23 protein-coding genes are annotated in these 23,225 nt (G+C 61.6%); 10 read left to right on the top strand and 13 right to left on the bottom strand.

The window, feature by feature from the left end:
• The first annotated feature begins 241 nt into the window (after positions 1-241).
• Entirely contained in the window at positions 242-706 is a 465-nt protein-coding gene (locus tag RHSP_RS04940; RefSeq protein ID WP_004109971.1) for a BA14K family protein, read from the top strand.
• A 69-nt stretch (positions 707-775) separates the two neighbouring features.
• Here RHSP_RS04940 and RHSP_RS04945 read toward each other — a convergent pair whose 3' ends face one another.
• Entirely contained in the window at positions 776-1,777 is a 1,002-nt protein-coding gene (locus tag RHSP_RS04945) for a transporter (protein WP_004109973.1), read from the bottom strand.
• Between the two features lie 285 nt (positions 1,778-2,062).
• Here RHSP_RS04945 and RHSP_RS04950 point away from each other — a divergent pair, with 285 nt between their 5' ends.
• On the top strand, positions 2,063-3,841 hold the full coding sequence (locus RHSP_RS04950) for an acyl-CoA dehydrogenase family protein (RefSeq protein WP_004109975.1): 1,779 nt from the start codon (positions 2,063-2,065) through the stop codon (positions 3,839-3,841).
• Between the two features lie 9 nt (positions 3,842-3,850).
• Positions 3,851-4,603: a crotonase/enoyl-CoA hydratase family protein gene (locus RHSP_RS04955; protein WP_004109979.1), complete on the top strand. Its 753-nt coding sequence runs from the start codon at positions 3,851-3,853 to the stop codon at positions 4,601-4,603.
• A gap of 4 nt (positions 4,604-4,607) precedes the next feature.
• On the opposite strand, the gene RHSP_RS04960 is transcribed toward RHSP_RS04955, so the two are convergent.
• The gene (locus RHSP_RS04960; protein ID WP_037149661.1) at positions 4,608-5,858 is read right to left on the bottom strand and encodes a class I SAM-dependent RNA methyltransferase; all 1,251 of its coding nucleotides are present in this window, start codon (positions 5,856-5,858) and stop codon (positions 4,608-4,610) included.
• Positions 5,855-6,595 (bottom strand): TlyA family RNA methyltransferase, encoded by a 741-nt coding sequence (locus RHSP_RS04965; RefSeq protein ID WP_037149664.1) that lies wholly within the window; start codon positions 6,593-6,595, stop codon positions 5,855-5,857. Before RHSP_RS04965 ends, RHSP_RS04960 begins: the two co-directional genes overlap by 4 nt.
• A gap of 112 nt (positions 6,596-6,707) precedes the next feature.
• Between RHSP_RS04965 and RHSP_RS04970 the strand changes: the two genes are divergently transcribed.
• The 4 genes from RHSP_RS04970 (at position 6,708) to RHSP_RS04985 (ending at position 11,267) form a co-directional block, all read left to right on the top strand.
• Positions 6,708-7,715: a DUF4424 domain-containing protein gene (locus RHSP_RS04970; protein ID WP_004109988.1), complete on the top strand. Its 1,008-nt coding sequence runs from the start codon at positions 6,708-6,710 to the stop codon at positions 7,713-7,715.
• A gap of 227 nt (positions 7,716-7,942) precedes the next feature.
• Positions 7,943-9,889: a methyl-accepting chemotaxis protein gene (locus RHSP_RS04975; protein WP_037149666.1), complete on the top strand. Its 1,947-nt coding sequence runs from the start codon at positions 7,943-7,945 to the stop codon at positions 9,887-9,889.
• A 63-nt stretch (positions 9,890-9,952) separates the two neighbouring features.
• On the top strand, positions 9,953-10,156 hold the full coding sequence (locus RHSP_RS04980) for a hypothetical protein (protein ID WP_037149668.1): 204 nt from the start codon (positions 9,953-9,955) through the stop codon (positions 10,154-10,156).
• Positions 10,157-10,238: 82 nt separating this feature from the next.
• Positions 10,239-11,267, top strand: a complete 1,029-nt coding sequence (locus tag RHSP_RS04985; RefSeq protein ID WP_004109997.1) for a sensor domain-containing diguanylate cyclase — start codon at positions 10,239-10,241, stop codon at positions 11,265-11,267.
• A 147-nt stretch (positions 11,268-11,414) separates the two neighbouring features.
• Here the strand turns inward: RHSP_RS04985 and dxs are convergent, their stop codons facing one another.
• The 4 genes from dxs to RHSP_RS05005 form a co-directional block, all read right to left on the bottom strand.
• Entirely contained in the window at positions 11,415-13,331 is a 1,917-nt protein-coding gene (gene dxs, locus RHSP_RS04990; RefSeq protein ID WP_037149670.1) for a 1-deoxy-D-xylulose-5-phosphate synthase, read from the bottom strand.
• Between the two features lie 125 nt (positions 13,332-13,456).
• A complete protein-coding gene (locus tag RHSP_RS04995; RefSeq protein ID WP_037149672.1) occupies positions 13,457-14,380 on the bottom strand; it encodes a pirin family protein in 924 nt (307 codons plus the stop codon).
• A gap of 70 nt (positions 14,381-14,450) precedes the next feature.
• Positions 14,451-14,702: an exodeoxyribonuclease VII small subunit gene (locus tag RHSP_RS05000; RefSeq protein ID WP_004110005.1), complete on the bottom strand. Its 252-nt coding sequence runs from the start codon at positions 14,700-14,702 to the stop codon at positions 14,451-14,453.
• A gap of 2 nt (positions 14,703-14,704) precedes the next feature.
• On the bottom strand, positions 14,705-15,646 hold the full coding sequence (locus RHSP_RS05005) for a histone deacetylase family protein (RefSeq protein ID WP_004110006.1): 942 nt from the start codon (positions 15,644-15,646) through the stop codon (positions 14,705-14,707).
• A gap of 168 nt (positions 15,647-15,814) precedes the next feature.
• Here RHSP_RS05005 and RHSP_RS05010 point away from each other — a divergent pair, with 168 nt between their 5' ends.
• Entirely contained in the window at positions 15,815-16,216 is a 402-nt protein-coding gene (locus RHSP_RS05010; protein ID WP_037149674.1) for an acyl-CoA thioesterase, read from the top strand.
• 6 nt (positions 16,217-16,222) lie between these two features.
• Here RHSP_RS05010 and RHSP_RS05015 read toward each other — a convergent pair whose 3' ends face one another.
• From RHSP_RS05015 to RHSP_RS05025, 3 genes are read right to left on the bottom strand one after another with little or no spacing between them, the layout of a single operon-like run.
• Complete coding sequence (locus RHSP_RS05015; RefSeq protein ID WP_004110008.1) at positions 16,223-16,780, bottom strand: biotin transporter BioY; 558 nt, start codon at positions 16,778-16,780, stop codon at positions 16,223-16,225.
• 28 nt (positions 16,781-16,808) lie between these two features.
• Positions 16,809-17,411, bottom strand: coding sequence for an energy-coupling factor transporter transmembrane component T family protein (locus RHSP_RS05020; RefSeq protein ID WP_004110009.1), 603 nt, complete (start codon positions 17,409-17,411; stop codon positions 16,809-16,811).
• Positions 17,411-18,088: an energy-coupling factor ABC transporter ATP-binding protein gene (locus RHSP_RS05025; RefSeq protein ID WP_004110011.1), complete on the bottom strand. Its 678-nt coding sequence runs from the start codon at positions 18,086-18,088 to the stop codon at positions 17,411-17,413. Before RHSP_RS05025 ends, RHSP_RS05020 begins: the two co-directional genes overlap by 1 nt.
• A gap of 210 nt (positions 18,089-18,298) precedes the next feature.
• On the opposite strand from RHSP_RS05025, the gene RHSP_RS05030 reads away from it, so the two are divergent.
• Positions 18,299-19,489 carry a winged helix-turn-helix domain-containing protein gene (locus RHSP_RS05030; RefSeq protein WP_037149784.1) on the top strand — a complete coding sequence of 397 codons (1,191 nt, stop codon included), beginning with the start codon at positions 18,299-18,301 and terminating at the stop codon, positions 19,487-19,489.
• Between the two features lie 131 nt (positions 19,490-19,620).
• Here RHSP_RS05030 and ribB read toward each other — a convergent pair whose 3' ends face one another.
• A complete protein-coding gene (gene ribB, locus RHSP_RS05035; protein WP_004110015.1) occupies positions 19,621-20,724 on the bottom strand; it encodes a 3,4-dihydroxy-2-butanone-4-phosphate synthase in 1,104 nt (367 codons plus the stop codon).
• A gap of 10 nt (positions 20,725-20,734) precedes the next feature.
• Positions 20,735-21,832: a chorismate synthase gene (aroC, locus tag RHSP_RS05040; RefSeq protein ID WP_037149786.1), complete on the bottom strand. Its 1,098-nt coding sequence runs from the start codon at positions 21,830-21,832 to the stop codon at positions 20,735-20,737.
• 417 nt (positions 21,833-22,249) lie between these two features.
• On the opposite strand from aroC, the gene RHSP_RS05045 reads away from it, so the two are divergent.
• Positions 22,250-22,510: a DUF1344 domain-containing protein gene (locus RHSP_RS05045; RefSeq protein WP_004110020.1), complete on the top strand. Its 261-nt coding sequence runs from the start codon at positions 22,250-22,252 to the stop codon at positions 22,508-22,510.
• Positions 22,511-22,611: 101 nt separating this feature from the next.
• Here the strand turns inward: RHSP_RS05045 and RHSP_RS05050 are convergent, their stop codons facing one another.
• Complete coding sequence (locus RHSP_RS05050; protein WP_004110022.1) at positions 22,612-23,208, bottom strand: histidine phosphatase family protein; 597 nt, start codon at positions 23,206-23,208, stop codon at positions 22,612-22,614.
• Positions 23,209-23,225 lie beyond the last annotated feature (17 nt).

Genomic DNA, 23,225 nt, shown 5'->3' on the forward strand with positions numbered 1-23,225 from the left:
AATAATAGTAAGGATTCCTGGTTAATCTTGGGTTAAGGGCAAAAACACTATAGGTTCATTATGGAGCCCTCGCATAACTCCTTAAATCGGTAGGGATTTAAGGAACAGAATGAGGTGTTGTTGCGTTTCTCGGCGTCTACTCGGATATGCGACGAAGCAGGCAGCGAAACCTTGCCCGGGAAGCATTCCCGATATGAAATCGATAGGCTTGAGCACAAGTCGAACCAGGAATGGAGATAAAATGCTTGGTTTCCGTGCGAAAATTGCGACCGTAGCTGTCACGGCCGCTGTCACTCTGACGAGCTTCACACCGTCCTTCGCCATTCAAATGCCCACGGCACCGATCATGCCGGTCGATAAGTCGGCTTCGGCTGGCAATGTCGAACAGGTCCAGTGGCGCGACTATCGCGGCGGCTATTATCGCCGCGGCTGGTATGGCGGCTATCGCGGTTATCCGCGCTATCGTCGTGGCTATCGCTATTATGACGGCTACTGGTTCCCGCTCGCCGCCTTCGGCGCCGGCGCCATCATCGGTGGTGCGATTGCGAGCCAGCCGCGCTATTATGCTGCTCCGGCTCCGTCCGGCGGCATCAATCCGCGCCACGTCGAATGGTGCGCCGATCGCTATCGTTCGTATCGGGCTTACGACAACACGTTCCAGCCGAACTACGGCCCACGCCGGCAGTGCTATTCGCCCTTCTATTGAGCATGATCCCGGAATGATCAATTGAGGCCGCCCCCGCATATGCCGGGCGGCCTTCTCTATATCTCGATGTCAGAGAATGTTGACCCGTTTCAGCAACCACCATGCCAGCAGCATGGATGCGACGATGAAGCCGACGGCATAGCCGGTGCCGCTTGCCCCGCCCGCAAGCGGCAGGCCCGACGTGTTCATGCCGAAGAAGCCGGTCACCAGCGTCGGCGGCAGCAGAAACGCGGTCATGATCGACAGGATATAAAGGTGACGATTGATCTCGGAGGAGAGCTTCGCGCCGATTTCTTCGTGCAGCAGCCTGGCGCGCTCCTGCAGCGCGAAGACATCGTGATCGACCGCTTCCAGCCGTCCAGTCAAGCGCCCGGCCACATCCTCGAATCCGAGCGGCATCTCCTCATCGTCCGAGGCGGCGGCATGGCGCATCAGCGACAGGACCGTGCGCAAGTGGCGGTGCAGCCGCACGATCGTCCGTCGAACGGACGGAAGCCGCGTGCGTTCGTCGCGAGACGTGTTCCCATGGACGAAGTCTTCGATCAGGTTCAGCTCTTCGCTGATCTCGATGACGACGGAAATCAGGGTGCGCTGGAACTCGACGACCAGTAGCTCGAAAATATCGAGTGGCCGGGAAAATCTGCTGGCGTTCTTCTCGATCAGCACGCGCGCCCGGTCCAGGCTGCGAAGCGGCTGCAGGCGGCTGGTGATGAGCATGCGGTCGGTCACGACGAAGTGCAGCCAGCCGATATCGCGCGTATCCTGGGCGAAATCCCGCTGGAAGTCGACGAGCGTGCCGAAGAGCATCTGATCGTCGACGGTGAGCGTCGCATGGCTCTCGTGCGTCGTCAGGGCGATGCGAGCGGCTTCGTTTAGTCCGGGCGCGTCCTCGAGGAAGGCCGGTACGCGCGCGTCGACGAGATTGAGATGCAGCCAGAGAAACCCTTCTTCGCCGAAGAGCGTCGAGCGATCGGTATCATCAGGCAGTCGTTCCGGCTTGCTCGAGCCGGGACGGAGACGATAGGCCCAAACGAAACCGGGTATTGTGGTGGCTGACGTGAGCGTGTTCATGGCGTTATCGTTCGTATTGTCTGAACAGTTGCCTTAGTCTTCGTTCATGACGGTTGTTTATGCAAGCCCGCCCCTTCATGGAATAATTCATGTGCCGGTATCAATCCCGCAGGCGTAAAGCGCGTGCAAGGCGTATGCACCACCCTGTTCGTGACGGGATGGAAATCATCACGAATGGTATCTCGACAAAATTGACGTTTACGTAAAAATAAACTAGCTATACTGCACATCGGCGACGACCCGGGTGAGGCGGGTCGCCGGCAGCACCAGTGCGGAGGAAGCAGCATGTACAAGGCGCCCGTCGAAGAAATTGCATTCACGCTGAAGCGGGTCGCGGGCATGGAGCGCGCGATGGAGGAGGGCATTCTCGGCGATCTTAGCGCCGATGTCGTCGATGCCATCCTATCGGAAGCGGGGCGATTTGCCAGCGAGGAGGTGGAGCCGCTTGCCGGGAATGGCGACAGGCAGGGCGCAAGGCTGGTCGACGGCAAGGTCGTGCTTCCCGATGGCTGGGAGAAGCTCTACCGCGATTGGACCGCCGGCGGCTGGAACGGGCTGACCGCGCCGGAAGAATTCGGCGGGCAGGGCCTGCCGCACATGCTGAATATCGCGACGCTGGAAATGTGGAATTCCGCCTCGATGGCGTTTGGCCTTGCGCCGACGCTGACCATGGGAGCGTCCGAAGCGCTGCGGGCTCATGGCAGCGAGGATCTCAAGAAGACATATCTGGCGAAGCTCGTCTCCGGCGAGTGGTCCGGCACCATGAATCTCACCGAACCCCATGCCGGCTCCGATGTCGGGGCGCTGCGCTCGCGGGCCGAACGCCGCGATGATGGTACTTATCGCATCTTCGGCCAGAAGATCTTCATCACGTGGGGCGATCATGAGGCGGCGGAAAACATCATCCATCTCGTTCTTGCCCGCCTGCCGGGTGCGCCCGTCGGTACACGCGGCATTTCGCTCTTTCTGGTGCCGAAATTCCTTGTGAATGAGGATGGCTCGCTTGGCGCGCGCAATGACCTTTTCGTGCATTCGCTGGAGCACAAACTCGGCATTCACGGCTCGCCGACCTGTACACTCATCTTTGGCGATGGCAAATACGGTGCGGAAAAGGGAGCTGTCGGCTGGCTCGTGGGTGAGGAGAATAAGGGCCTCGCCTGCATGTTCACAATGATGAACAATGCCCGGCTGGCCGTCGGCATCCAGGGCGTGGCGATTGCGGAAGCAGCCACACAGAAGGCTATAGCTTATGCCAAGGAGCGCACCCAGGGCCGCGCACCGGGAACGACAGCGTCGGGCATGAGCCCCATCATCGAGCATCCCGACGTCGCCCGCATGCTCTTGACGATGAAAGCGCTAACGCAGGGCTCGCGCGCCATCTGCTATGCCTGCGCCGAGGCGATCGACATGTCGCATCGCGATCCGCAAAGGGCTGGCTTCTGGCAGGAGCGCGCAGCGCTGCTGACGCCGATCGCCAAGTCTTTCTCCACCGATGCCGGCGTCGATGTCGCCTCGCTTGGCATTCAGGTCCATGGCGGCATGGGCTTCATTGAAGAGACCGGTGCGGCGCGACTGCTGCGTGACGCGCGCATCGCACCGATCTACGAAGGCACCAACGGCATTCAGGCCATCGACCTCGTGACTCGCAAGCTGACGATCGCCAACGGCGATCACGTGCGCGGTTTCATTGCCGAATTGCGCGGGATCGCCGATGCCGTCGCCAAATCCAATATCGTAGGTTTCGGCGAGACGGCGCCGCGGCTGCTGGCAGCCATCGCCGATCTGGAAAAGACGAGCGAATGGCTCCTGTCGAAGCAGGCGGAGGGCGCAGTCACCGAAGCCCTGGCCGGCGCTACACCCTACCAGCGGCTCTTCGGCGTCGTGCTGACCGGAAGCTATCTGGCCAAGGGTGGCCTTGCGGATGCGGAGGATGGCGAAGGGGCGAAACGTGTCGCGCTCTGCCGGTTTGCCGCCGAGAATCTTCTGGCTGAGACTGCAGCTCTTTCCGATCGTGTCGTTGCCGGAGCCGGCAGCCTTGAAGCCGCCCGCATCGCGCTTGCATAGGGAACCAGCATGACCGACCATATCCTCATTGAACGCTCCGAGAACGCCCCGCACATCCAGATTATCCGGTTCAATCGGCCGGAAAAGAAGAATGCCATCACGCGCGGCATGTATCTGACTATGACCGATGCGCTGAAGGCGGCGGAGGACGCGCCGGATATCCGCGTCCACGTCTTCCTCGGCACGGAAGGCTGCTTCTCGGCCGGCAATGATCTCGCCGATTTCCTTGCCTTCGCCATGGGCGGCAGCATGGGCCGCGAAGTCATTGACTTCCTCATTGCGCTCGCAAGTGCCAGAAAGCCCGTTGTCTCCGGCGTCGATGGCCTGGCGATCGGCATCGGCACCACGATCCATCTGCATTGCGACCTGACGATTGCCTCCGACCGCAGCCTGTTCAAGACGCCTTTCGTCGACCTCGCTCTCGTTCCGGAAGCCGCTTCGAGCCTGCTTGCCCCGCGCGTGATGGGGCATCAGCGCGCCTTTGCCCTGCTTGCGCTTGGTGAAGGCTTCACTGCTGCCGAAGCGAAAGAAGCTGGCCTGATCTGGAAGGTGACCGCACCGGACGCGCTGGAAGCCGAGACGCTCTCGCTGGCTGCAAAACTCGCCGCCAAGCCGCCGGAAGCGCTGCGCATCGCACGCAATCTCATGCGCGGCTCACCGGAAGAGGTCCTCGACCGGATCCAGCGGGAAGCCGAGCATTTCGCCGCGCAGCTGAAAAGCGCCGAAGCCCGCGCGGCCTTCGAGGCCTTCATGAAGCGGTGAAGGCTTACTTCTCCAGCACCGCGACCACCTCGGCATGCGAGGTCCACAGGAACTGGTCGATCGGCGTCACCCGGGTAATGCGGTAGCCGCCGTCGACCAGAATAGCCAGATCGCGGGCAAGCGTCAGCGGATTGCAGGAAACGGCGACGATCTTCTTGACCTGGGATCGGGCGAGCTCCTTGCACTGGAACTCCGCGCCAGCGCGCGGCGGGTCGAAGACGACGGCGTCGTATACCTTTAGTTCCTGTGCCATCAAGGGGCGGCGGAAGAGATCGCGCCGTTCGATAGTGACAGGCTTCAACCCTTGTGTATTGCGGGCGGCATGATCGAGTGCGGCAAGCGGCTTGTCCTCGCTTTCAACCGCGTGTACACGCCCGATCCGCGCCAGGCGAAGCGAGAAGGTGCCGCTGCCGGCGAAGAGATCGGCGATGCGCTTTGCCTTGCCGACATGAGCCGTGACTAATTCTGCCATGGCATCCTCGGCCTGCTTGGTCGCCTGCGTGAAGGCGCCCGGTGGCGGGGCAACCAGCACGCCGCCGAAATCGATGATCGGCTTTGCCGGCTCCACCAGGATTTCACCGTTCAGTGAAAGGCGCGCGATGCCGCGAAGCGACAGCACGGTTTCGATCGTGCTGCGGCGCTGCTTGTCCGAGAGCGACTTGATGCCGTCGACGGCGAGATCGAGACCGGTCTGCGTTTCCAGAACCGAGATGCGGAACGCCTCCGCATTGATGGCTATCGCCGCGGCGATCGTCCTGATTGCCGGCAAACGGGCCATGATGCCGGCGGCCGCAATGGGACATTCCTCGATGGCGACGATGTGGTGGCTTTCGGCTTGGTTGAAGCCGATGAGCATTTCCTTTTCGGTTTTCCGTGCGGCGAAGACCACCTTGCGTCGTTCGCCCGGATGCGCAGCGACGATATCGTCCACCTCGGGCGTCAGGCCTTTCGAGCGCAGCGCATCGACGACGAGCTGGCGCTTGAAGGCGCGATAGGGCGCATCGGCATATTGCTGCAGCGTGCAGCCGCCGCAGGCGCCATTGACGCCATGCGGGCCGAAGTGGCGACAGTGCGGCTCCTGCCGATCCGGCGACACCGTCGTGATCGACATCAGCGTGCCCTGGCTCTTCACCCGCGCAATAGCGACGGTTTCGCCCGGCAGCGTGAAGGGCACGTAGATCGGGCCATCAGCGCTTTGGGCGATGCCGTCGCCCTGAGCGCCGAGCTTCTGGATGGTGACGTTTTCAGTGCTCATGGCTTGATCCCTGCGAGAAGAAATTCGTGGTTGCCGTCGCCGCCTGCTATCGGCGAGTCGATGAGGCCGAGGCTCCGCCAGCCCATATCCTCGGCAAACCAGCGCTCGAGTTCGGCGGCGACTGATGGAGCGGAGGAGGGGTCTTTCAGCAGGCCGTTCTTGCCGATCGCATCGCGACCAGCCTCGAATTGCGGCTTCACCAGCAGCGCCGCGCGCGCACCCGGTTCGGCAAGCGCGAGCGCCGGTGCAAGGGCCAGTTTCAGCGAGATGAAGGAGACGTCGGAAACGACGAACGAAATGGGTCGGCCGATATCCTCGGGGGTCAGGTTGCGGGCGTTCAGCCCCTCGATATTGGTCACCCGCGGATCGGCCGAGATGCGAGGATGCATCTGGCCATGGCCGACATCGATGGAGGTGACATGGGCTGCGCCGCGTTGCAGCAGCACTTCGGTGAAGCCCCCGGTCGATGCACCGACATCGAGGCATTGCTGCCCTTGCGGATCAAGGCCGAAATGGTCGAGCGCGGCTACCAGTTTCAACGCCGCGCGTGAGACATAATCCTGGGCGGGATCGTCGATACCGATCTGTGCCTCTTCGGTAAACAATGCGCCCGGTTTGGTCACGACCTTGCCATCCACGGTCACGGTGCCGCGTTGAATGGCATCGCGCGCCCGGGATCGGCTGGCGAAGAGCGAAAGGGTGACAAGAAGCTGGTCGAGGCGTTGCGGTTCGGACATAGGCTGTCCATGCCGGGCAATGCAATGCGTTGCAAGCCTTTTGTGCTGATGTCGGCGTTGACGGCGGATTGCAGCTGGCCATAATCGAACAAATCTGCGGCCGGGGAACATCATGCGAAAAATCGGTGGCTATACGGCGCTATTGGCGATGCTCGCCGCGCCCGCCTTGGCGAACGACACCATGGCAGAACTGCGGACGGGTGGTCTCGCCTATGTCCGCTCCGGCGATATCAGCATGGCCCAGGAAAAACTGTTCATTTCGCCCGCCGAAGTGCGGGTCGACTATGTGTTCGAAAATACCTCCGACAAGGAGGTCGAGAGCATCGTCGCTTTCCCGATGCCGGATATCAAGGGCGATGTCGATAGTACGGTCGATGCCGGCGATGTCGAGGCCGACAACTTCCTCGGCTTCACCGTGACGCAGGACGGGAAGGCGATAACTCCGACCCTGCAGCAAAGCGTTACCGTCGCCGGGGTCGACATGACGGATGAGCTGAAGGCGCATGGCGTGCCATTATTGCCGCTGAGCAGCGCGGCAATGGATGCTGCCGCCAGGCTGCCCGCCGACGTGCTGGAAGACTGGACGGCTCGCGGCCTGATTACCGACGACGAATACGATAATGACGGCCAGGGGATGAAGCATCATCCGACGCCGATGTGGACGCTGCACACGACCTATTGGTGGCGCACCAAGTTTCCGGCCAAGGCCAAGATCGCAGTCCAGCATCGCTACAAGCCAAGCGTCGGCGGCACCGTGGCCATCACCTTTGCGGGTGAGGAAGAGTATCAGACGCAGCAGCTGCAGGCCTATCGCGGCAGGTATTGTCTCGACGAGGCTTTCCTGAAGACCGCGACCAAGCTTGCCGCTGCAGCCGACAAGGGCGGGCGCACCTATACGGAAAGCTGGATCTCCTACGTGCTGACGACGGGTGCCAATTGGTCCGGCCCCATCAAGCATTTCGAACTGACCGTCGACAAGGGCAGCCCGGATAACTACATCAGCTTCTGCGGCAAAGACGTGAAGAAGATCGGTCCGAGCAGCTTCCAGATGACCGCGCAGGATTTCTATCCCGAGCGCGATCTCGATATCCTCATTCTCACCGCAACGCCTGTGAATTAGGCCCGTTTTAAACCGGTTGCGCAAAATTAAATAATTTTAAAGCGGTAGCCTCTACTGATGCGGTGGATTGCGATGATCCGTTCCGAGTTCGTCGCCTGCCATGATGGCTTTGCGCTTCTGCGCCCCAATCATGCCTCTCCCTGAATTCTTCGGGCGTCTGGCTGTGTTTCCTCCCAATCGCGGCCCGTCGATGCTCGCCAGGACCGGCGCTCAGGAGGCGCTCATTCATGTTTGCACAAAAATTTTCCTTGAATGGCAAGCTTGCCATCACGTTTACGGTATTGATCGCCATTTTTGCCTGCGTTTCCGCATTCGTGTATTCCAAGGAAGAAGTCTCGGCCAAAGCGGCCTCCGAGCAGGCCGGTTCGCACCAGCTCGTCAACCTGATCGATGACTCCCTGCAGGCCATGCTGGAGCAGGCCGTCAATCTGCGCGGCTTCCTGCTGCTGCGCAGCGACAGCACCTATGGCGATATTTTCGCCAATCGCGAGCGGATGCTGAAGAGCATCGCTGCGGCCAAGCAGGTCGCAGCTGGCTCTCCGGATCTGCTGCAGGCCATCGACAACATGCAGAAGGCTGCCGATCTCTATTTCCACCAGCTCGCCGAGCCGCAGGCCAAGGCCCGCAAGGAAACCGAGATGCCTCTCGACCAGATCGTCAAGATCGGTCAGAACGAAACCAAGGGCCAGCTCGATGGCTTCCGTGAGGCTGCCGCCAAGATCAAGCAGGCCGCTCGTACCAAGGCCGATGATCTGGCCGCCACGCAGGACGATGCCAATGGCGATCTGCGCCTGACCCTCATTCTGGGCAGCATCTTCGCGTCGCTTGCCGCCGCAGTGCTCGCCTGGCTTCTGTCGCGCGCGATCGTGCGCCCCATCGTCGGCATGACGGCGGCAATGGGTCGTCTGGCGAATGGCGATCATGACGTCGAAGTTCCGGCCGTCGGTCGCGGCGATGAAGTCGGCCGCATGGCCGATGCCGTCCTCGTCTTCAAGCAGGCCGGTATCGAGAAGCTGCGCCTTGCCGGCGAAACCAATCGCATGCGCGACGATGCAGAACGTCAGCGTCAGATGAGCGATGAGCAGAAGGCGCGCGAAGATGGTGAAATCCGCTTCGCCATGGAAACGCTCGCGGGCGGGCTCTCCACGCTCGCCGCCGGCAATGTCGCGGCGCGCCTGGAACGGGCCTTTGCGCCGCAGTTCGACAGCGTTCGTGCTGACTTCAACAATGCCGTCGAAAAGCTGGAAGCGGCCCTGCAGTCGGTCGGTCATAACGCCGCCGCCATCAATGCCGGCGCCGACGAGATCCGCTCGGCAGCCGACGATCTGGCACACCGCACCGAGCAGCAGGCTGCAGCCGTCGAAGAGACCGCTGCGGCGCTGGAGCAGGTGACGACCACGGTTCGCGACTCCGCCAAGCGCGCCGAGGATGTCGGCCATCTCGTCGAGCGTGCACGCGTCGGCGCCGAAAAGTCCGGCGAGGTCGTGCGCAGGGCTGTCTCGGCCATGCAGCAGATCGAAAAGTCCTCGGGCGAGATCAGCAACATCATCAGCGTCATCGACGATATCGCTTTCCAGACCAATCTTCTGGCGCTCAATGCCGGTGTCGAGGCCGCCCGCGCCGGAGATGCCGGCAAGGGCTTTGCCGTCGTCGCCCAGGAGGTGCGCGAGCTTGCCCAGCGCTCGGCCAATGCGGCCAAGGAAATCAAATCGCTGATCAATACGTCGAGCGATCAGGTCAATACCGGTGTCTCTCTGGTCGGCGAAACCGGCAAGGCTCTGGAAATGATCGTTTCGGAAGTGCAGGAGATTAACCGGCACGTCGGCGCGATCGTCACCGCCACCCGCGAGCAGTCGACCGGCCTGCAGGAGATCAATACTGCCGTCAACAACATGGACCAGGGCACGCAGAAGAATGCCGCCATGGTCGAGGAGCAGACGGCCGCAAGCCATGCGCTTGCCCGCGAAGCTGCAGCCCTCAACGAGCTGCTTCGGCAATTCCGCTTGAGCAACGCCGCGCAGGCTGCACCCGCCCGGCCGGTTGCCGCGACCGCGCGTGCAAAACCCGCCGCATCTCCGGCACGGGCCTTGGGACGCACCGTTGCCAGGGCCTTCGCCGGCAAAGCAACGGCCGCCGCAGCCGTTGCCGCTCAGGACGATTGGGAAGAGTTCTGATCGCCCTGTGACAGCTGCCCTGTAGAGGATGTCTGGCAGGGCGGCTCGCGACGAATCACCTCCATGAACGTCATCGGCCCGTCGCTTTGCGGCCGGCCGATCCATTTTTCACAGGCTTTGCGAAAATATCATTCGCCGACACCTGCGTTATTTTGGAGCAGCCTTGTCTTTGTCGTCTGCGCTCTTTCCCTTGGGAAGCAGGCTGTTCGGGCCTACATGCTCGTGTTCGGCAATTTAGCGGATCATCCTTTGGTCAAGATTTATTAAATATTTGATCGGTGGCAGGGTTGCTCTGAGCGGCGAACCGCCATTTTTATAAATCGTAGGATGATCGCCGAGGGAGGTTCGAATGGGACAGCTCGTCCGAGTTCCGGCCAACGAAACACAGAGGCTTTTGGCCGTACGCTCCCTGAATGCGGTACACAGCAGCCCGACGCCTGAGCTTGCGACCCTTGCGGAGCTGGCAAGAGGCGTGTTTGAAACACCATATGCGGCGATCAACATCATCGATGAGGATTGGCAGCGTATCGCCGGGCAGGCGGGGCTGAAGATCGCCGAATGCTCGCGTGATATGTCGATCTGCACGCGAGTGGTTTTCGACGACGAGCTGCTTGTTATTCCCGATCTTGTCGAGGATTCGGAATTGAAGGCTGCCCCCTTCGTTCTCGAAGACCCGTATTTCCGCTTCTATGCAGGCGCACCGGTCAGGTTGGAGAATGGCTTGCCCGTCGGCGCCTTCTGCATTCTCGATCAGGCGCCGAGACGCTTTAAGGAGAGCGAGCAGCAGAGCCTCATGCGGTTTGCTCAGATCGCGAGCGCGCTTCTGCGTCTTCAGAAGACCAATCTGTTGATGGGGATCGCCGAGAGCGGCTTGCGTACCGCCGCCATGACCGATCCCCTGACCCGTTTCTTCAACCGATCGGCGCTGGAAGGCATCGTCGATGGAGCCCTGAGTGCCGCCATCGCCGGCGACCGGGGTTTCGGCGCGCTCTATCTGGACATGGATGGCTTCAAGGCGATCAACGACCGCTTCGGCCACAATGTCGGTGACGAGGTGCTATGCGAAGCCGCCGCCCGCATCCGCTCCGTCATTCGCATCGATGACATCGTCGTGCGCATGGGGGGTGACGAGTTTGCGATATTTGTTCCCGACCTGCCCGAAGGGGACACGCTTGTTTCCCTGTCCGAGCGCTTGCTCGCAGCCTTTCGGGCGCCATTCATCGTTGATGGCGGATCCATTTTCGCGCGGCTGAGCATCGGCGCCGCTGCTGCGCCGCAGGATGGGGCAACGCGTATATCGCTGCTGAGGAATGTCGATGCCGCGCTTTATAAGGCAAAGGCTGCCGGCCGCGATCGCGTCGCGGTCTTCGGCTCCTAGGGCGCTTCCGCTTTTCTTCGAATCGCGAAAGTGCCCTATGTTCTTGTTTTTTCGCATTCCGGACGGAAAACCGCTTCGCACTTTTCCTGGAAATACTCTAATTCCTAAAGCGAGGCCAGTCGGAGCGGAATAGCCGACGGGGCCAAACTAGCCGGCCACTTCGACGATCCGGCCGTGGCCGAGCGCCCTGAACACGGTCTGGACGATGCCGGCGCGGTCGAGGCCGGCCATGGCGTTCATAGCCTCGGGTTTCGCCTGTTCCATCCAGATATCGGGCATGACGAGCGAGCGGATCTTCAGGCCGTTGTCGAGCAGGCCTTCGCGGGCGAGGAACTGCATGACCTGGCTGCCGAAGCCGCCGACCGAGCCTTCCTCGATGGTGATCAGCATTTCGTGGTGAGCGGCCAACTGGCGGATGAGGTCGTGGTCGAGCGGCTTGGCGAAACGCGCATCGGCAACCGTCGTCGACAGGCCGGCAGCATCAAGATCCTCGGCGGCAGCGAGGCTATCTGCCAGGCGCGTTCCGAAGGATAGCAATGCCACTTTCGAACCCTGCTTCACCACGCGGCCCTTGCCGATTTCGAGGATCTGGCCGCGCTCCGGCAGCTCGATGCCGACGCCTTCGCCGCGCGGATAGCGGAAGGAGATCGGGCCGAGATCGTAGGCGGCGGCGGTGCGCACCATGTGCTTGAGCTCCGCCTCGTCGGCCGCGGCCATGACGACGAAACCGGGCAGAGTGGCAAGGAAAGCGGTATCGAAGGAGCCCGCATGCGTCGGGCCGTCGGCGCCGACGAAACCGGCGCGGTCGATCGGGAAGCGGACCGGCAGGCCCTGGATCGCCACGTCATGCACCACCTGGTCGTAGGCGCGCTGCAGGAAGGTGGAATAGAGAGCGGCAAAGGGCTTGTAGCCTTCGGCGGCGAGGCCGGCTGCGAAAGTCACGGCATGCTGCTCGGCGATGCCGACGTCGAAACAGCGCTTGGGGAAGAATTCCTGCAGCTTGTCGAGGCCCGTGCCGTTCGGCATGGCAGCGGTAATGCCGACGATCTTCTCGTCAAGCGTCGCTTCCTGCACCAGGGCATCGGCGAAGACACTGGTATAGCTCGGCGCGTTCGGCTTTACCTTGGTCTGCGTGCCGGTGATGACGTCGAACTTGTTGACGCCATGATATTTGTCGGCGGCTGCTTCGGCCGGCGGATAGCCTTTGCCTTTCTGCGTCACGACATGGATCAGTACGGGCCCTTGCGCGTTGTCGCGCACATTGCGCAGCACCGGCAACAGATGCTCGAAAGAATGACCGTCGATCGGGCCGATATGGTAGAAGCCCATCTCCTCGAACATTGTCCCGCCGGTGACATAGCCCCGTGCGTGCTCGACCGCCCGCGTGATGGCGCGGTCGACCTTCTTGCCGAGATAGGCGGTCAGCTTCTTGCCGAAATCCCGGAAGCCCATATAGGTGCGGCCGGAGGCGAGGCGGGCGAGATAGGCGCTCATCGCCCCCGTCGGCGGGGCGATCGACATGTCGTTGTCGTTGAGGATGACGATCAGCCGCGCATCGAGCGCGCCGGCATTGTTCAGAGCCTCGTAGGCCATGCCGGCCGACATCGCACCGTCACCGATGACGGCGATGACGCGGCGGTCGGTCTTATCGAGTTCGGCGGCAACAGCCATGCCGAGACCGGCGGAAATCGATGTCGACGAATGCGCAGCGCCAAAGGGGTCGTATTCGCTTTCGGCCCGGCGCGTGAAGCCGGAAAGCCCGCCTTCCTGACGCAGCGTGCGAATGCGATCGCGCCGCCCGGTCAGGATCTTGTGCGGATAACACTGATGCCCGACATCGAAGATCAGGCGATCGTTCGGCGTATCGAAAACGCTGTGGATGGCGATGGTGAGTTCGACGACGCCGAGGCCGGCGCCGAGATGCCCGCCCGTGCGCGATACCGCATCGATCATCTCATCACGGACTTCGCGGGCGAGCTGCGGCAGGTCCCGATCTTCCAGCTTCCGCAGGTCGGAAGGATACCGGACTCGATCGAGCAGGGGCGTCTGTGGCATTTGTGTCAAGGCGGAAGCCTCTTTCTTGCAATTCTTGGGCGGCTGTCCGCCTTTACGTCAAAACAAATTGCGGCAAAAGGCGCCGAATTCAAGGTAATCCCGAACACGAAACATGTGGGATTGTCATGAACCCGTCAGCCTTCCGGCAGGGGGATGAATTCTTCCTCGTCGCCCGGCACGATGTCGAAGCGGCCTGTGCGCCATTCTTCCTTGGCCTTTTCGATGCGCTCCTTGGAAGAGGACACGAAATTCCACCAGATATAGCGCTTCGAATTGAGCGCCGCACCTCCAAAAAGCATGAGATGACAGCCTTTTTCTGCGGCTTCCAGGGTGATGGCGTCGCCGGGGCGGAAAACGAGAAGCTGGTCCTGCTCGAAGCGGTCGCCGGCGACGACGAGCGAGCCGGAAAGGATATAGACGGCGCGCTCCTCATGCGCTGCTCCAAAAGGAAACTTCCCGCCTGGCTGCAGCTGAAGATCGACATAGAGCGTATCGGAGAAGGATTTTACCGGCGAGGTGAGGCCTTCGAAGCTGCCGATCACCACCCGTCCCGTCACACCGCCATCGTCGATGACGGGCAGGTCGTCTTTTTCCGTGTGGGCAAAGGAGGGATCGATTTCTTCCCTGTCATCAGGGAGTGCCAGCCATGTCTGCAGGCCCGACATGGCAAACGGATGGTCGCGCAGATTTTCCGGGGTGCGCTCGGAATGCACGATGCCGCGCCCGGCCGTCATCAGGTTGACGTCGCCGGGGCGGATGACTTTGGCCGTGCCGAGGCTGTCGAGATGACGGATTTCGCCGTCGAACAGATAGGTGACGGTGGAAAGCCCGATGTGCGGATGCGGGCGCACGTCGAGCGCTTCGCCCGGCCGCAGGATCGCAGGCCCCATGCGGTCGAAGAAGATGAACGGCCCCACCAGCCGCCGCCGGCTGCTCGGAAGCGCGCGCCGCACCGAAAAACCGCCAAGGTCGCTGGTGCGCGGAATGATGAGGTTCTCGATCGCGTCGCAGGCGAAGGCATCACCGGCCTGAGGATCGTTGCCTGGGAAGAAGGACATATCGGCTCTCCTTTCGGTTGACGCTCAACCTACCGGGAATGTCAGGCAAACTCAAATTTTCTCGCTGCTCTCACGCGCCGTCCAGCGGTTCCGTGCCCTGCGACTTTCCGGCACGGTCGAGCCTGATCTTTTCGATGCGGTTTTCGGCAGCCGACAGCAGCGCCTCGCAGTGTTTCTTCAGCGCTTCGCCGCGCTCATAGATGGAAATGGATTCGTCCAGCGCCACGTCGCCGCGTTCCAGCCTTGCAACGATGCTCTCGAGCTCCGCCACGGCCTTCTCGAAGGAATAGCCCGAAACATCTACCTTGGCGCTCTCGCTCATCGTCAACCCTTCATCATGCGTAGAATATGCATCCCCGCCGACTCGGCGAGGCCTTCCAGATCATAGCCGCCTTCGAGCAGGCTGACGACCCGGTTCTTGGCGCTGCGGTCGGCGACCTCGAGCAGGCGTCCCGTCGCCCAGTCGAAATCCTCGCCCGTCAGGTTCAATTGCGCCAGCGGATCACGGTGATGCGCGTCGAAACCGGCGGAGATGATGATTAGGTCGGGGCGGAAGTCATGCAGCGCCGGCAGCACGCGGGACTTGAAGGCCTCGCGAAAATGTTCGCCGCCGGTGTTCGGTGAAAGCGGCGCATTGACGATGGTGTTGTGGGCGCCGCGCTCGTCCTTCTTGCCCGTGCCCGGATAGAGCGGCATCTGATGGGTGGAGCAGAAGAGCACGGACGGATCGTCCCAGAAGATATCCTGGGTGCCGTTGCCGTGGTGCACGTCCCAGTCGACGATGGCGACACGCTCGGCGCCATGGGCCTTCTGGGCGTGGCGGGCTGCGATCGCCGCATTGTTGAAGAAGCAGAAGCCCATGGCTTTGGACTTCTCGGCATGGTGGCCCGGCGGGCGGGCGGCGACGAAGACATTGTCTGCGGCACCCGTGAAAACATCGTCGACCGCCGCCATGGCGCCGCCGACGCCGTGCAGGATCGCCTGCAGCGTCTTCGGGCTGGCGTAGGTGTCCGCCTCGAGCTGGCTGATTTCGCCGTCGTCGCCCTTGTCCGGCATCGAGCGCAGGACGAACTCCAGATGCTCTTCGGGATGTGCGAGCAGGATCGCATCCTCGGGAGCGGGCGGGGCCTTGCGCCGGTCTAACCGCTCGAAATTCGGATGCTCCAGCGCGATGTTCAGCGACCGCAGCCGATCCGGCCGCTCCGGGTGACCGGGTGGAACAATATGTTCAAGAAAGATCGGGTGTTCGTAAAGACGTGTGCTCATGGGGCCAATCTATAGAAGAGGTGTGACGCCTATTACAGGACATGGACAATGTCACCACGATGTCAACAATCCATCTTAACCACTTTGGAAGAGCGCCCGTTTACATATCGAGGCGCGGTGTTAAGCTTTCATTAAGGTCAGTATGGCGTCGGCCAGGGTTGTTGCGTGATGATGAGTATAGAGCGATCCGATGTCATCGAAGTCAGGGTCCCTCCGCGCGATGTAGACAGGCACGGCCACATGTTCATCGCCTCCTACATCTCGCAGGCGGAGACGGCGCTTTCGAATTTCTGGCGCACCCGGCCGCTGGTCGATGACGAGCCCATCTATATCGCCAGGAAGGCGTCCTGTTCGCTGCACAGGCCCCTTCGTTACGATGATCTTGCTCGCTTTTCGGTTAGCGTCAACAAGATCGGCGGAAAGTCGATCGGCTTCGTCGTCGCTGTCGAGACCGGCAACGAGCTGGCGGCGGAGGTGGAAATTCTCTGGCTCGCGGTTCGCGGCGACGAGCATGACCCCGCACCGCTGCCCGAAGATACGCGGGATTGGCTCTACAAATATCTGGCCTAAGCCGGTCTAGCTCCGCTGCGGCAGCAGCGGATAACCAGCCATGACGGCACGGCCGACAAGGGCTGCCACGGCCGCCTTGACGACGTCACCCGGCACAAAGCTCAGCGAGCCTATGAATGCCTTGCCGAAGCCGATATTGACGGCCAGCCATGCGATGCCGAATGCATAAAGCACCACCACGCCGCCGATGACGGCGGCAATGAAGAAGCCGACGCCCTGGACGAGGCTGCTCTGCTCCGGCTTTACCAATCGCTCGGAAAGATAGCCTGTGACGAAGGCTGCGAATATCCAGCCGACAAAAAAACCGGCGGTAGGACCGGCGAACACCGCAAGCCCGCCGCGGCCGCCCGACAAGACCGGCAGGCCGATCGTTACGAGCACGACGACCAGCAACACCGCGATCGTGCCGCGCTTCGCTCCGAGCACCACGCCCGCCAGCATGACGCCGAGCGACTGCGCAGTTATCGGTACGGGAATGATGCCGATCGGGATCGGCGGCAGCAGGCCGAGCGCCACGATGATGGCGGCAAAAAGTGCCGAGAGGACGAGATCGCGGGTGTTCATGGCGGCTCCTTCCGAAAGAGATCTATGTTCATTGCCGCCGAATGCCGCGCGCGTCAATTGCCGCGGCAATATTGTCCGCATCGCGCAGCGTCAGGATGATCAGCGGTACGAGCGTGGTTGCCAGCCGTATCTCGATCCCACGGGCCTGATGCGCCTCGCGGATTGCGCGGTAGCGATCGAGAATTTCTGGCACGAAACGGATGACGAGGCCGATGGCAAGCCCGATATCGGCTGCCTTGAGCAGGCCCAGTTTCTCGAGCGGCATGGCAAGGGCAGTGATCTCGTCGATGAATGCGGCCATCGATGTCGTCGCGGTCATCGTAGCCGCAAACAGCGCGAGCGCCGTCAAGCGCAGCGCGGTGACGATTGCGATGTGAAGCGGGCCGAAAAGCGCCGCAAAGACGGCGAGCACGGCAATCGAGATCAGGATAGGACGCAACCGCTTCAGCGCCTCTGCGAACGCCAGGCCGGTGCGAAAATAGAGGCTCGCGCCGATGAGATTCGCGCAGGAAAGCACGGCGGCGGATTGGGTCAGGAACAGCACAATACCAAGTGCCGCGAGTGCCAGCAGTTTCACGCGCGGCGAAAGCCGGTGCATCCAGGTATCCGCGTCCACATGAAGTGTTTGCATCAGTCGGCCAGCTCCCTGTAGCGAGTGATCGCTTCGGCGGCGGGAGCATCGGCCACCAGCCTGCCTTCATCGAACAGCAGCACCCGATCGAAATCCTCGACCAGCGGCAGGTCGTGGCTGATGACGATGACGGCTTCGGGCAGCTCGGCAATGGTCTTCTGCACCAATGCCCGGTTTTTGAGATCGAGCTGGTTGGTCGGTTCGTCCAGGATCAGGATGTCGGGGCCGGTGACCAGTACCGAGCAGAGTGCAGCCATTTGCAGTTCCCCGCCGGAAAGCTCGTGTGCCCGCCGCGCCCCGAGGTGGCTGACGCCGAACCGGTCGAGAATGCTCTCGACCGCCGCCTCGATCTGCGTCTTGGTATATCCGCGCGCCTTCAGCCCGAAGGCGATGTCGTCGCGCACGATGGGCAGGATGATCTGGTTCTGCGGCGACTGGAAGATATAGCCGACTTTTCCGAGCACCTCGCCGGCGTCATCGACCGTGTCGAATCCATCGACCACGATGCGTCCGGTCGTCGGTTTGACGAGCCCGTTGATCAGCCTTGCGAAGGTCGTCTTGCCGGAGCCGTTGAGGCCGATCACCCCGATGCGGCGCTCCTGAAGCGTCAGGCTGAGCGGAAACAGCGCTGTGCGCGTACCGTAGTCGACGCCGGCATTGTCGAAGCGAATATCCAAGCGGCTTCCCTGTCCCCATGAGATAGAGCGGTTCAGCGCTTCACGGAACCTCGGAGCCGCTCTATCTCCTCTTATCGATGCAATTCCGGACGGAAAACCGCTGCGCACTTTTCCTGGAATTGCTCTGTCGCGGAGCTATAGCGCATCGCACCGATTTATCAAATCAGCGGCCTCTTTGAATGCATGGGAATTTATGCCTATGATCCGCCCATGACGAATCTACTTTCGAATCGCGACGCCCGCCGCGTGTTCCTTGCCAAGCAGGGGCTCGCCAATCCGCCGAATCGCGCCTTGACCAAGGCGGGGTTGCTGCAGCTTATCCACGACATCGGCTTCGTGCAGGTGGACAGCATCGCCACCGTCGAGCGCGCCCATCACCAGATCCTGTTTTCGCGCAATCAGACCTATCGGCGCGAACATCTGACGGAGCTTCTGGAAAAGGACGGCGCACTCTTCGAGAACTGGACGCATGATGCTTCCATCCTGCCGAGCGCCTTCTTCGTCTATTGGAAGCATCGCTTTCGCCGCGAGGACGAGGCCATTATCGCACGCTGGCGCAAATGGCGCGGGGAGGGGTTCGAAGCAGCTTTCGAGGAAACCTACGAGCGCGTACTGAAGGATGGTGCGATCACCGCCCGCGAGATCAAGGCGGAGGATCACGTCTCCGGCGGCTGGTGGAACTGGCACCCGAACAAGACGGCGCTCGAATATTTCTGGCGCACCGGCAAATTCGCGATTGCCGGCCGCACCAATTTCCAGAAGGTCTACGACCTTGTCGAACGCGTGCTGCCGAGGCATTTCCATGAGCCGGAAGTGGAACACGACGAATTCGTCGATTGGGCTTGCCGCAGCGCACTGCAGCGGCTTGGCTTCGCCACCTCGGGTGAAATCGCTGCCTTCTGGGATCTTGTGACGCCGCAGGAGGCCAAGAGCTGGGTCGAGACGCATCGCGACGAACTGACCGATGTGCTGATCGAGCCCGCCGGTGGCGGCAGGCCGCGCCCTTCCTTCGCCTTCCTCGACTTCCATGAAACGCTCGACACTCATGTCGAAGCGCCGGCGCGCATCCGCGTTCTCAGCCCTTTCGACCCGACATTGCGGGATCGCAACCGCACAGAACGCCTCTTCGGCTTCTTCTATCGCATCGAGATTTTCGTGCCGGAACCGAAGCGCGAATACGGCTATTATGTCTTCCCGCTGCTGGAGGGAGACCGTCTGATCGGACGGATCGACATGAAGGCCGATCGCAAGTCGGGCACTCTGGACGTCAAACGCCTATGGCTGGAGCCCGGCGTCAAGGCTTCGGCCGGCCGGCTGGAGAAGCTGGAGGCCGAACTGGAGCGCGTCGCCCGCTTCGCCGGCGTCGAGAAAGTCGTGTTTCTAGAAGGCTGGCGCGGCTGATCACCTCCCCCTTGAGGGGGGAGGTCGCCGCGCAGCGGCGGGTGGGGGTGACAATAGTTTGCCTGGGGGGCCGGAATCACCCCACCTCGGAGCTTCGCTCCGACCCTCCCCCTCCAGGGGAGGGTGAAAAATCAGCAGATTTCCGTCTTGGCGATTTTGATGCCGAAGCCTTCCAGGCCGACATAGTGCCGCTCGCGACTGGTGAGCAGTTTGATCGAGCTGACGCCGAGATCCTTCAGGATTTGCGCACCGAGGCCGATTTCCAGCCATTCGCTCTCGCGGGTCTGGGCTTCGGCATGGGCTTCGCGGCCGGTCTGGCGCGATTTGCGGCCGTTGTCGAAATGGCCGACGCCGACGGAGCCTTCACGCAGGTACACGATGATGCCGCGGCCTTCCTCGGCGATCTTCTGCATGTAGAAATCGACCGGGCTGCTCTTGCCGAAAATGTCCTCGGCAACGTTTTCCGGATGCAGGCGCACGGGTATGTCGATGCCATCGCGGATATCGCCGAAGACGACGGCAAGGTGCTGCATCGGATCCCAGGGCAGGGAGTAGGTATGCGCGCGCGCCTTGCCGAACGGCGTCTCGACGTCGAAGCTCGCACCGAGTTCGATCAGCGTTTCCTTGCGCTGGCGATAGGCGATGAGGTCGGCGACGGAGACAAGCTTCAAGCCGTTCTGTTCGGCGAATTCCACCACTTGCTGGCCGCGTGTCACCGTGCCGTCGTCATTGACGAGCTCGCTGATGACGCCGATCGGCGGCAGGCCGGCAAGCTTGCAGAGGTCGACTGCGGCTTCCGTATGGCCCGAGCGCATGAGCACGCCGCCTTCGCGAGCGACAAGCGGGAAAATATGGCCGGGGCGGACGAAATCTGTAGGGCCAACATTCGGATTGGCGAGGTTGCGCACGGTCAGCGTCCGGTCGTCGGCGGAAATGCCCGTGGTGGTGCCATGCTTGAAATCGACGGAGACGGTGAAGGCCGTCGTGTGCGCGGAATCATTTTCCGCCACCATGGCGTTGAGGTTCAGCCGCTTGGCTTCCTCGCGCGGCATCGGCGTGCAGACGATGCCCGAGGTGTGCCGAACGATGAAGGCCATCTTTTCCGGCGTGCAATGAACGGCGGCGACGATCAGGTCGCCTTCGTTCTCGCGGTCATTGTCGTCCATGACGACGACGATTTCGCCAGCCTCGAAAGCCCGGATGGCATCAACAACACGCTTCTGGTCGTAAGGCATCTCGAAATTCCTATCTCTGCCGGCCCGTCTGGCCGCGATCCCTCAGATAATGGTCGGCAACGGCGCAAGCAACCATCGCTTCGCCGATCGGCACGGCACGAATGCCGACGCACGGGTCGTGGCGGCCCTTGGTGCGCACATCGACATTGTGGCCATCGGCATCGATCGACTGGCGTTCGGTCAGGATCGAGGAGGTCGGCTTGATGGCGAAGCGGGCGATCACCGGCTCGCCGGTGGAAATGCCGCCGAGGATGCCGCCGGCATGATTGGACAGGAAGATGCGCTTGCCGTCATTGCCCATGCGCATCTCGTCGGCATTCTCTTCGCCTGTCAGCTCGGCAGAGGCAAAGCCTTCGCCGATTTCGACGCCCTTGACGGCGTTGATCGACATCAGCAGGGAGGCGATATCCTGGTCGAGCTTGCCGTAGATCGGTGCGCCGAGACCGGCCGGCACGCCTTCGGCCACGATTTCGACGACGGCGCCGATCGAGGAACCGGCCTTGCGGACGCCGTCGAGATATTCTTCCCACACCGGCACGATTTCCGGATCGGGGGCGAAGAAGGGGTTCTGGTCCACCTGCGCCCAATCCCAGTTGGCGCGGTTGATCTTGTGCTTGCCGATCTGTACCAGCGCGCCGCGGATCGTGACACCGGGCACGACGAGCCGGGCGATGCCGCCGGCTGCGACGCGCGCCGCCGTTTCGCGTGCCGATGAGCGGCCGCCGCCGCGATAGTCGCGGATGCCGTATTTGACGTCATAGGTATAATCGGCATGGCCGGGGCGATAACGCTTTGCGATCTCGCCATAATCCTTCGAGCGCTGGTCGGTGTTCTCGATCAGCATCGAGATCGGCGTGCCCGTCGAGATCATCGTCTCGCCGTCCTCGTCCATCATCACGCCGGACAGTACCTTGACGAGATCGTCCTCGCGCCGCTGCGTGACGAAGCGTGATTGCCCCGGCTTGCGCTTGTCGAGCCAGACCTGAAGGTCCTCGAGCTTGAAACGAAGGCCCGGAGGGCAGCCGTCGACGACGCAGCCGAGTGCCGGGCCGTGGCTTTCGCCCCAGGTGGTGACGCGGAAGAGGTGACCGAAAGTATTGTGCGACATGAAAAACGACCGGATTGGTGCGGCCCGACGAACAGACCGCGTCTTGTCTCTTGCGATTGCGGCCCACTCATAGAGCATGATGCCGAAAAGTGTAAGCGGTTTTCGGGCGACATCATGCTCTACTTATTTGATTCCAGTGCCGGATGATCGAGGCCCGTTTGGCCTCGATCATCCGGCGGGGCCAAAAAGCCGGCAAGACAAAATCTTTCTTTCCATTGCCGCGGAACCGGCGTTTGGCTCCCATCTTGCAGCGGCCATCGGCATGGTAAACAAAGATTAATCCGAATTGTGGATTGTGACGAGACATTCATCAATTGGGCGGGCGAAGCCACTATTGGGGGCAACTTCCGCCATATTCGACGTGTTTTCTACGGCTCATAAGAAATCAAGAGCAAATTGACCTGAAGGGTAACGACCATGCGCTTTTTCGTAGCGACGCTTTTGGCAACGGCAAGCCTGCTTGCTCCCGTCGCTGGTTTTGCCGAGAGCGCGGATGTCGAGGCAACGATCAAGAAGGTCGATACGAAGAATTTCAGCATCACGCTGGATGACGGCAAGAACTATCAGGTCCCCGAGGATTTCGATTTCAACGGCCTGCAGGCCGGCGTCAAGGTCGTGGTCTTCTACACGGAAGTCGACGGCAAGCGCGTCGTCAACGATCTCGATATCGTCCAGTAAAATACTGCTGCCGCCGGGCCGTGGCGGCTCTTGGGTGCAGTGCCGATGAGTGATTTCATCCAGTTCCCGTCGGAAAAGCGCCGGCTCCTGCCGGAAATATCCTAGATCCAGCCGATAATCTTCATTTGTGGATCGACCTTCAGGATCTGGTCCTGATGGATCGGGATTTCGGCCGCCTCTTCCTTTGCAACATCGCCGATCAGACGGAACAGCGTGCGGATGACACCGCCATGCGTGACGCAGACGGTTGGCCGGTCGACGGAGGCGAGCCACGAGCCCACGCGCCACGAAAGGATTTCGTAGCTTTCGGCATCATCGCCGGGTGGGATGAAATCCCATTTATTCGCCTTGCGCTCTGCAAGCCGGTCAGGCTGCGTCGCCTTCAGTTCCTTGAGGGTAAAGCCTTCCCAGGCGCCGAACGACAGCTCGATCAGCCTGTCGTCGGTGAGATAGTCTTTGGGCGGCAGGCCGATGGCCTGCCGGGCGATTTCCATGGTCTCGCGCGTGCGCCGCATCGGGCTGGCGATGAAATCGAAGGGTTGGTTTTCGAATGCTAGGATTTCGGCGAGATCTATGCCGTTCTGCCGCGCCTGTTCGCGGCCGATGGCGTTGAGATCGATATCCTTCTGCCCCTGCAGGCGGCGCTCGGCATTCCAGTCGGTCTGACCGTGACGTATCACATAGAGGATGGGCGACACGGTCAGTCTTCCTGTTG

The sequence above is a fragment of the Rhizobium freirei PRF 81 genome (genome assembly GCF_000359745.1).
Lineage (GTDB): Bacteria > Pseudomonadota > Alphaproteobacteria > Rhizobiales > Rhizobiaceae > Rhizobium > Rhizobium freirei.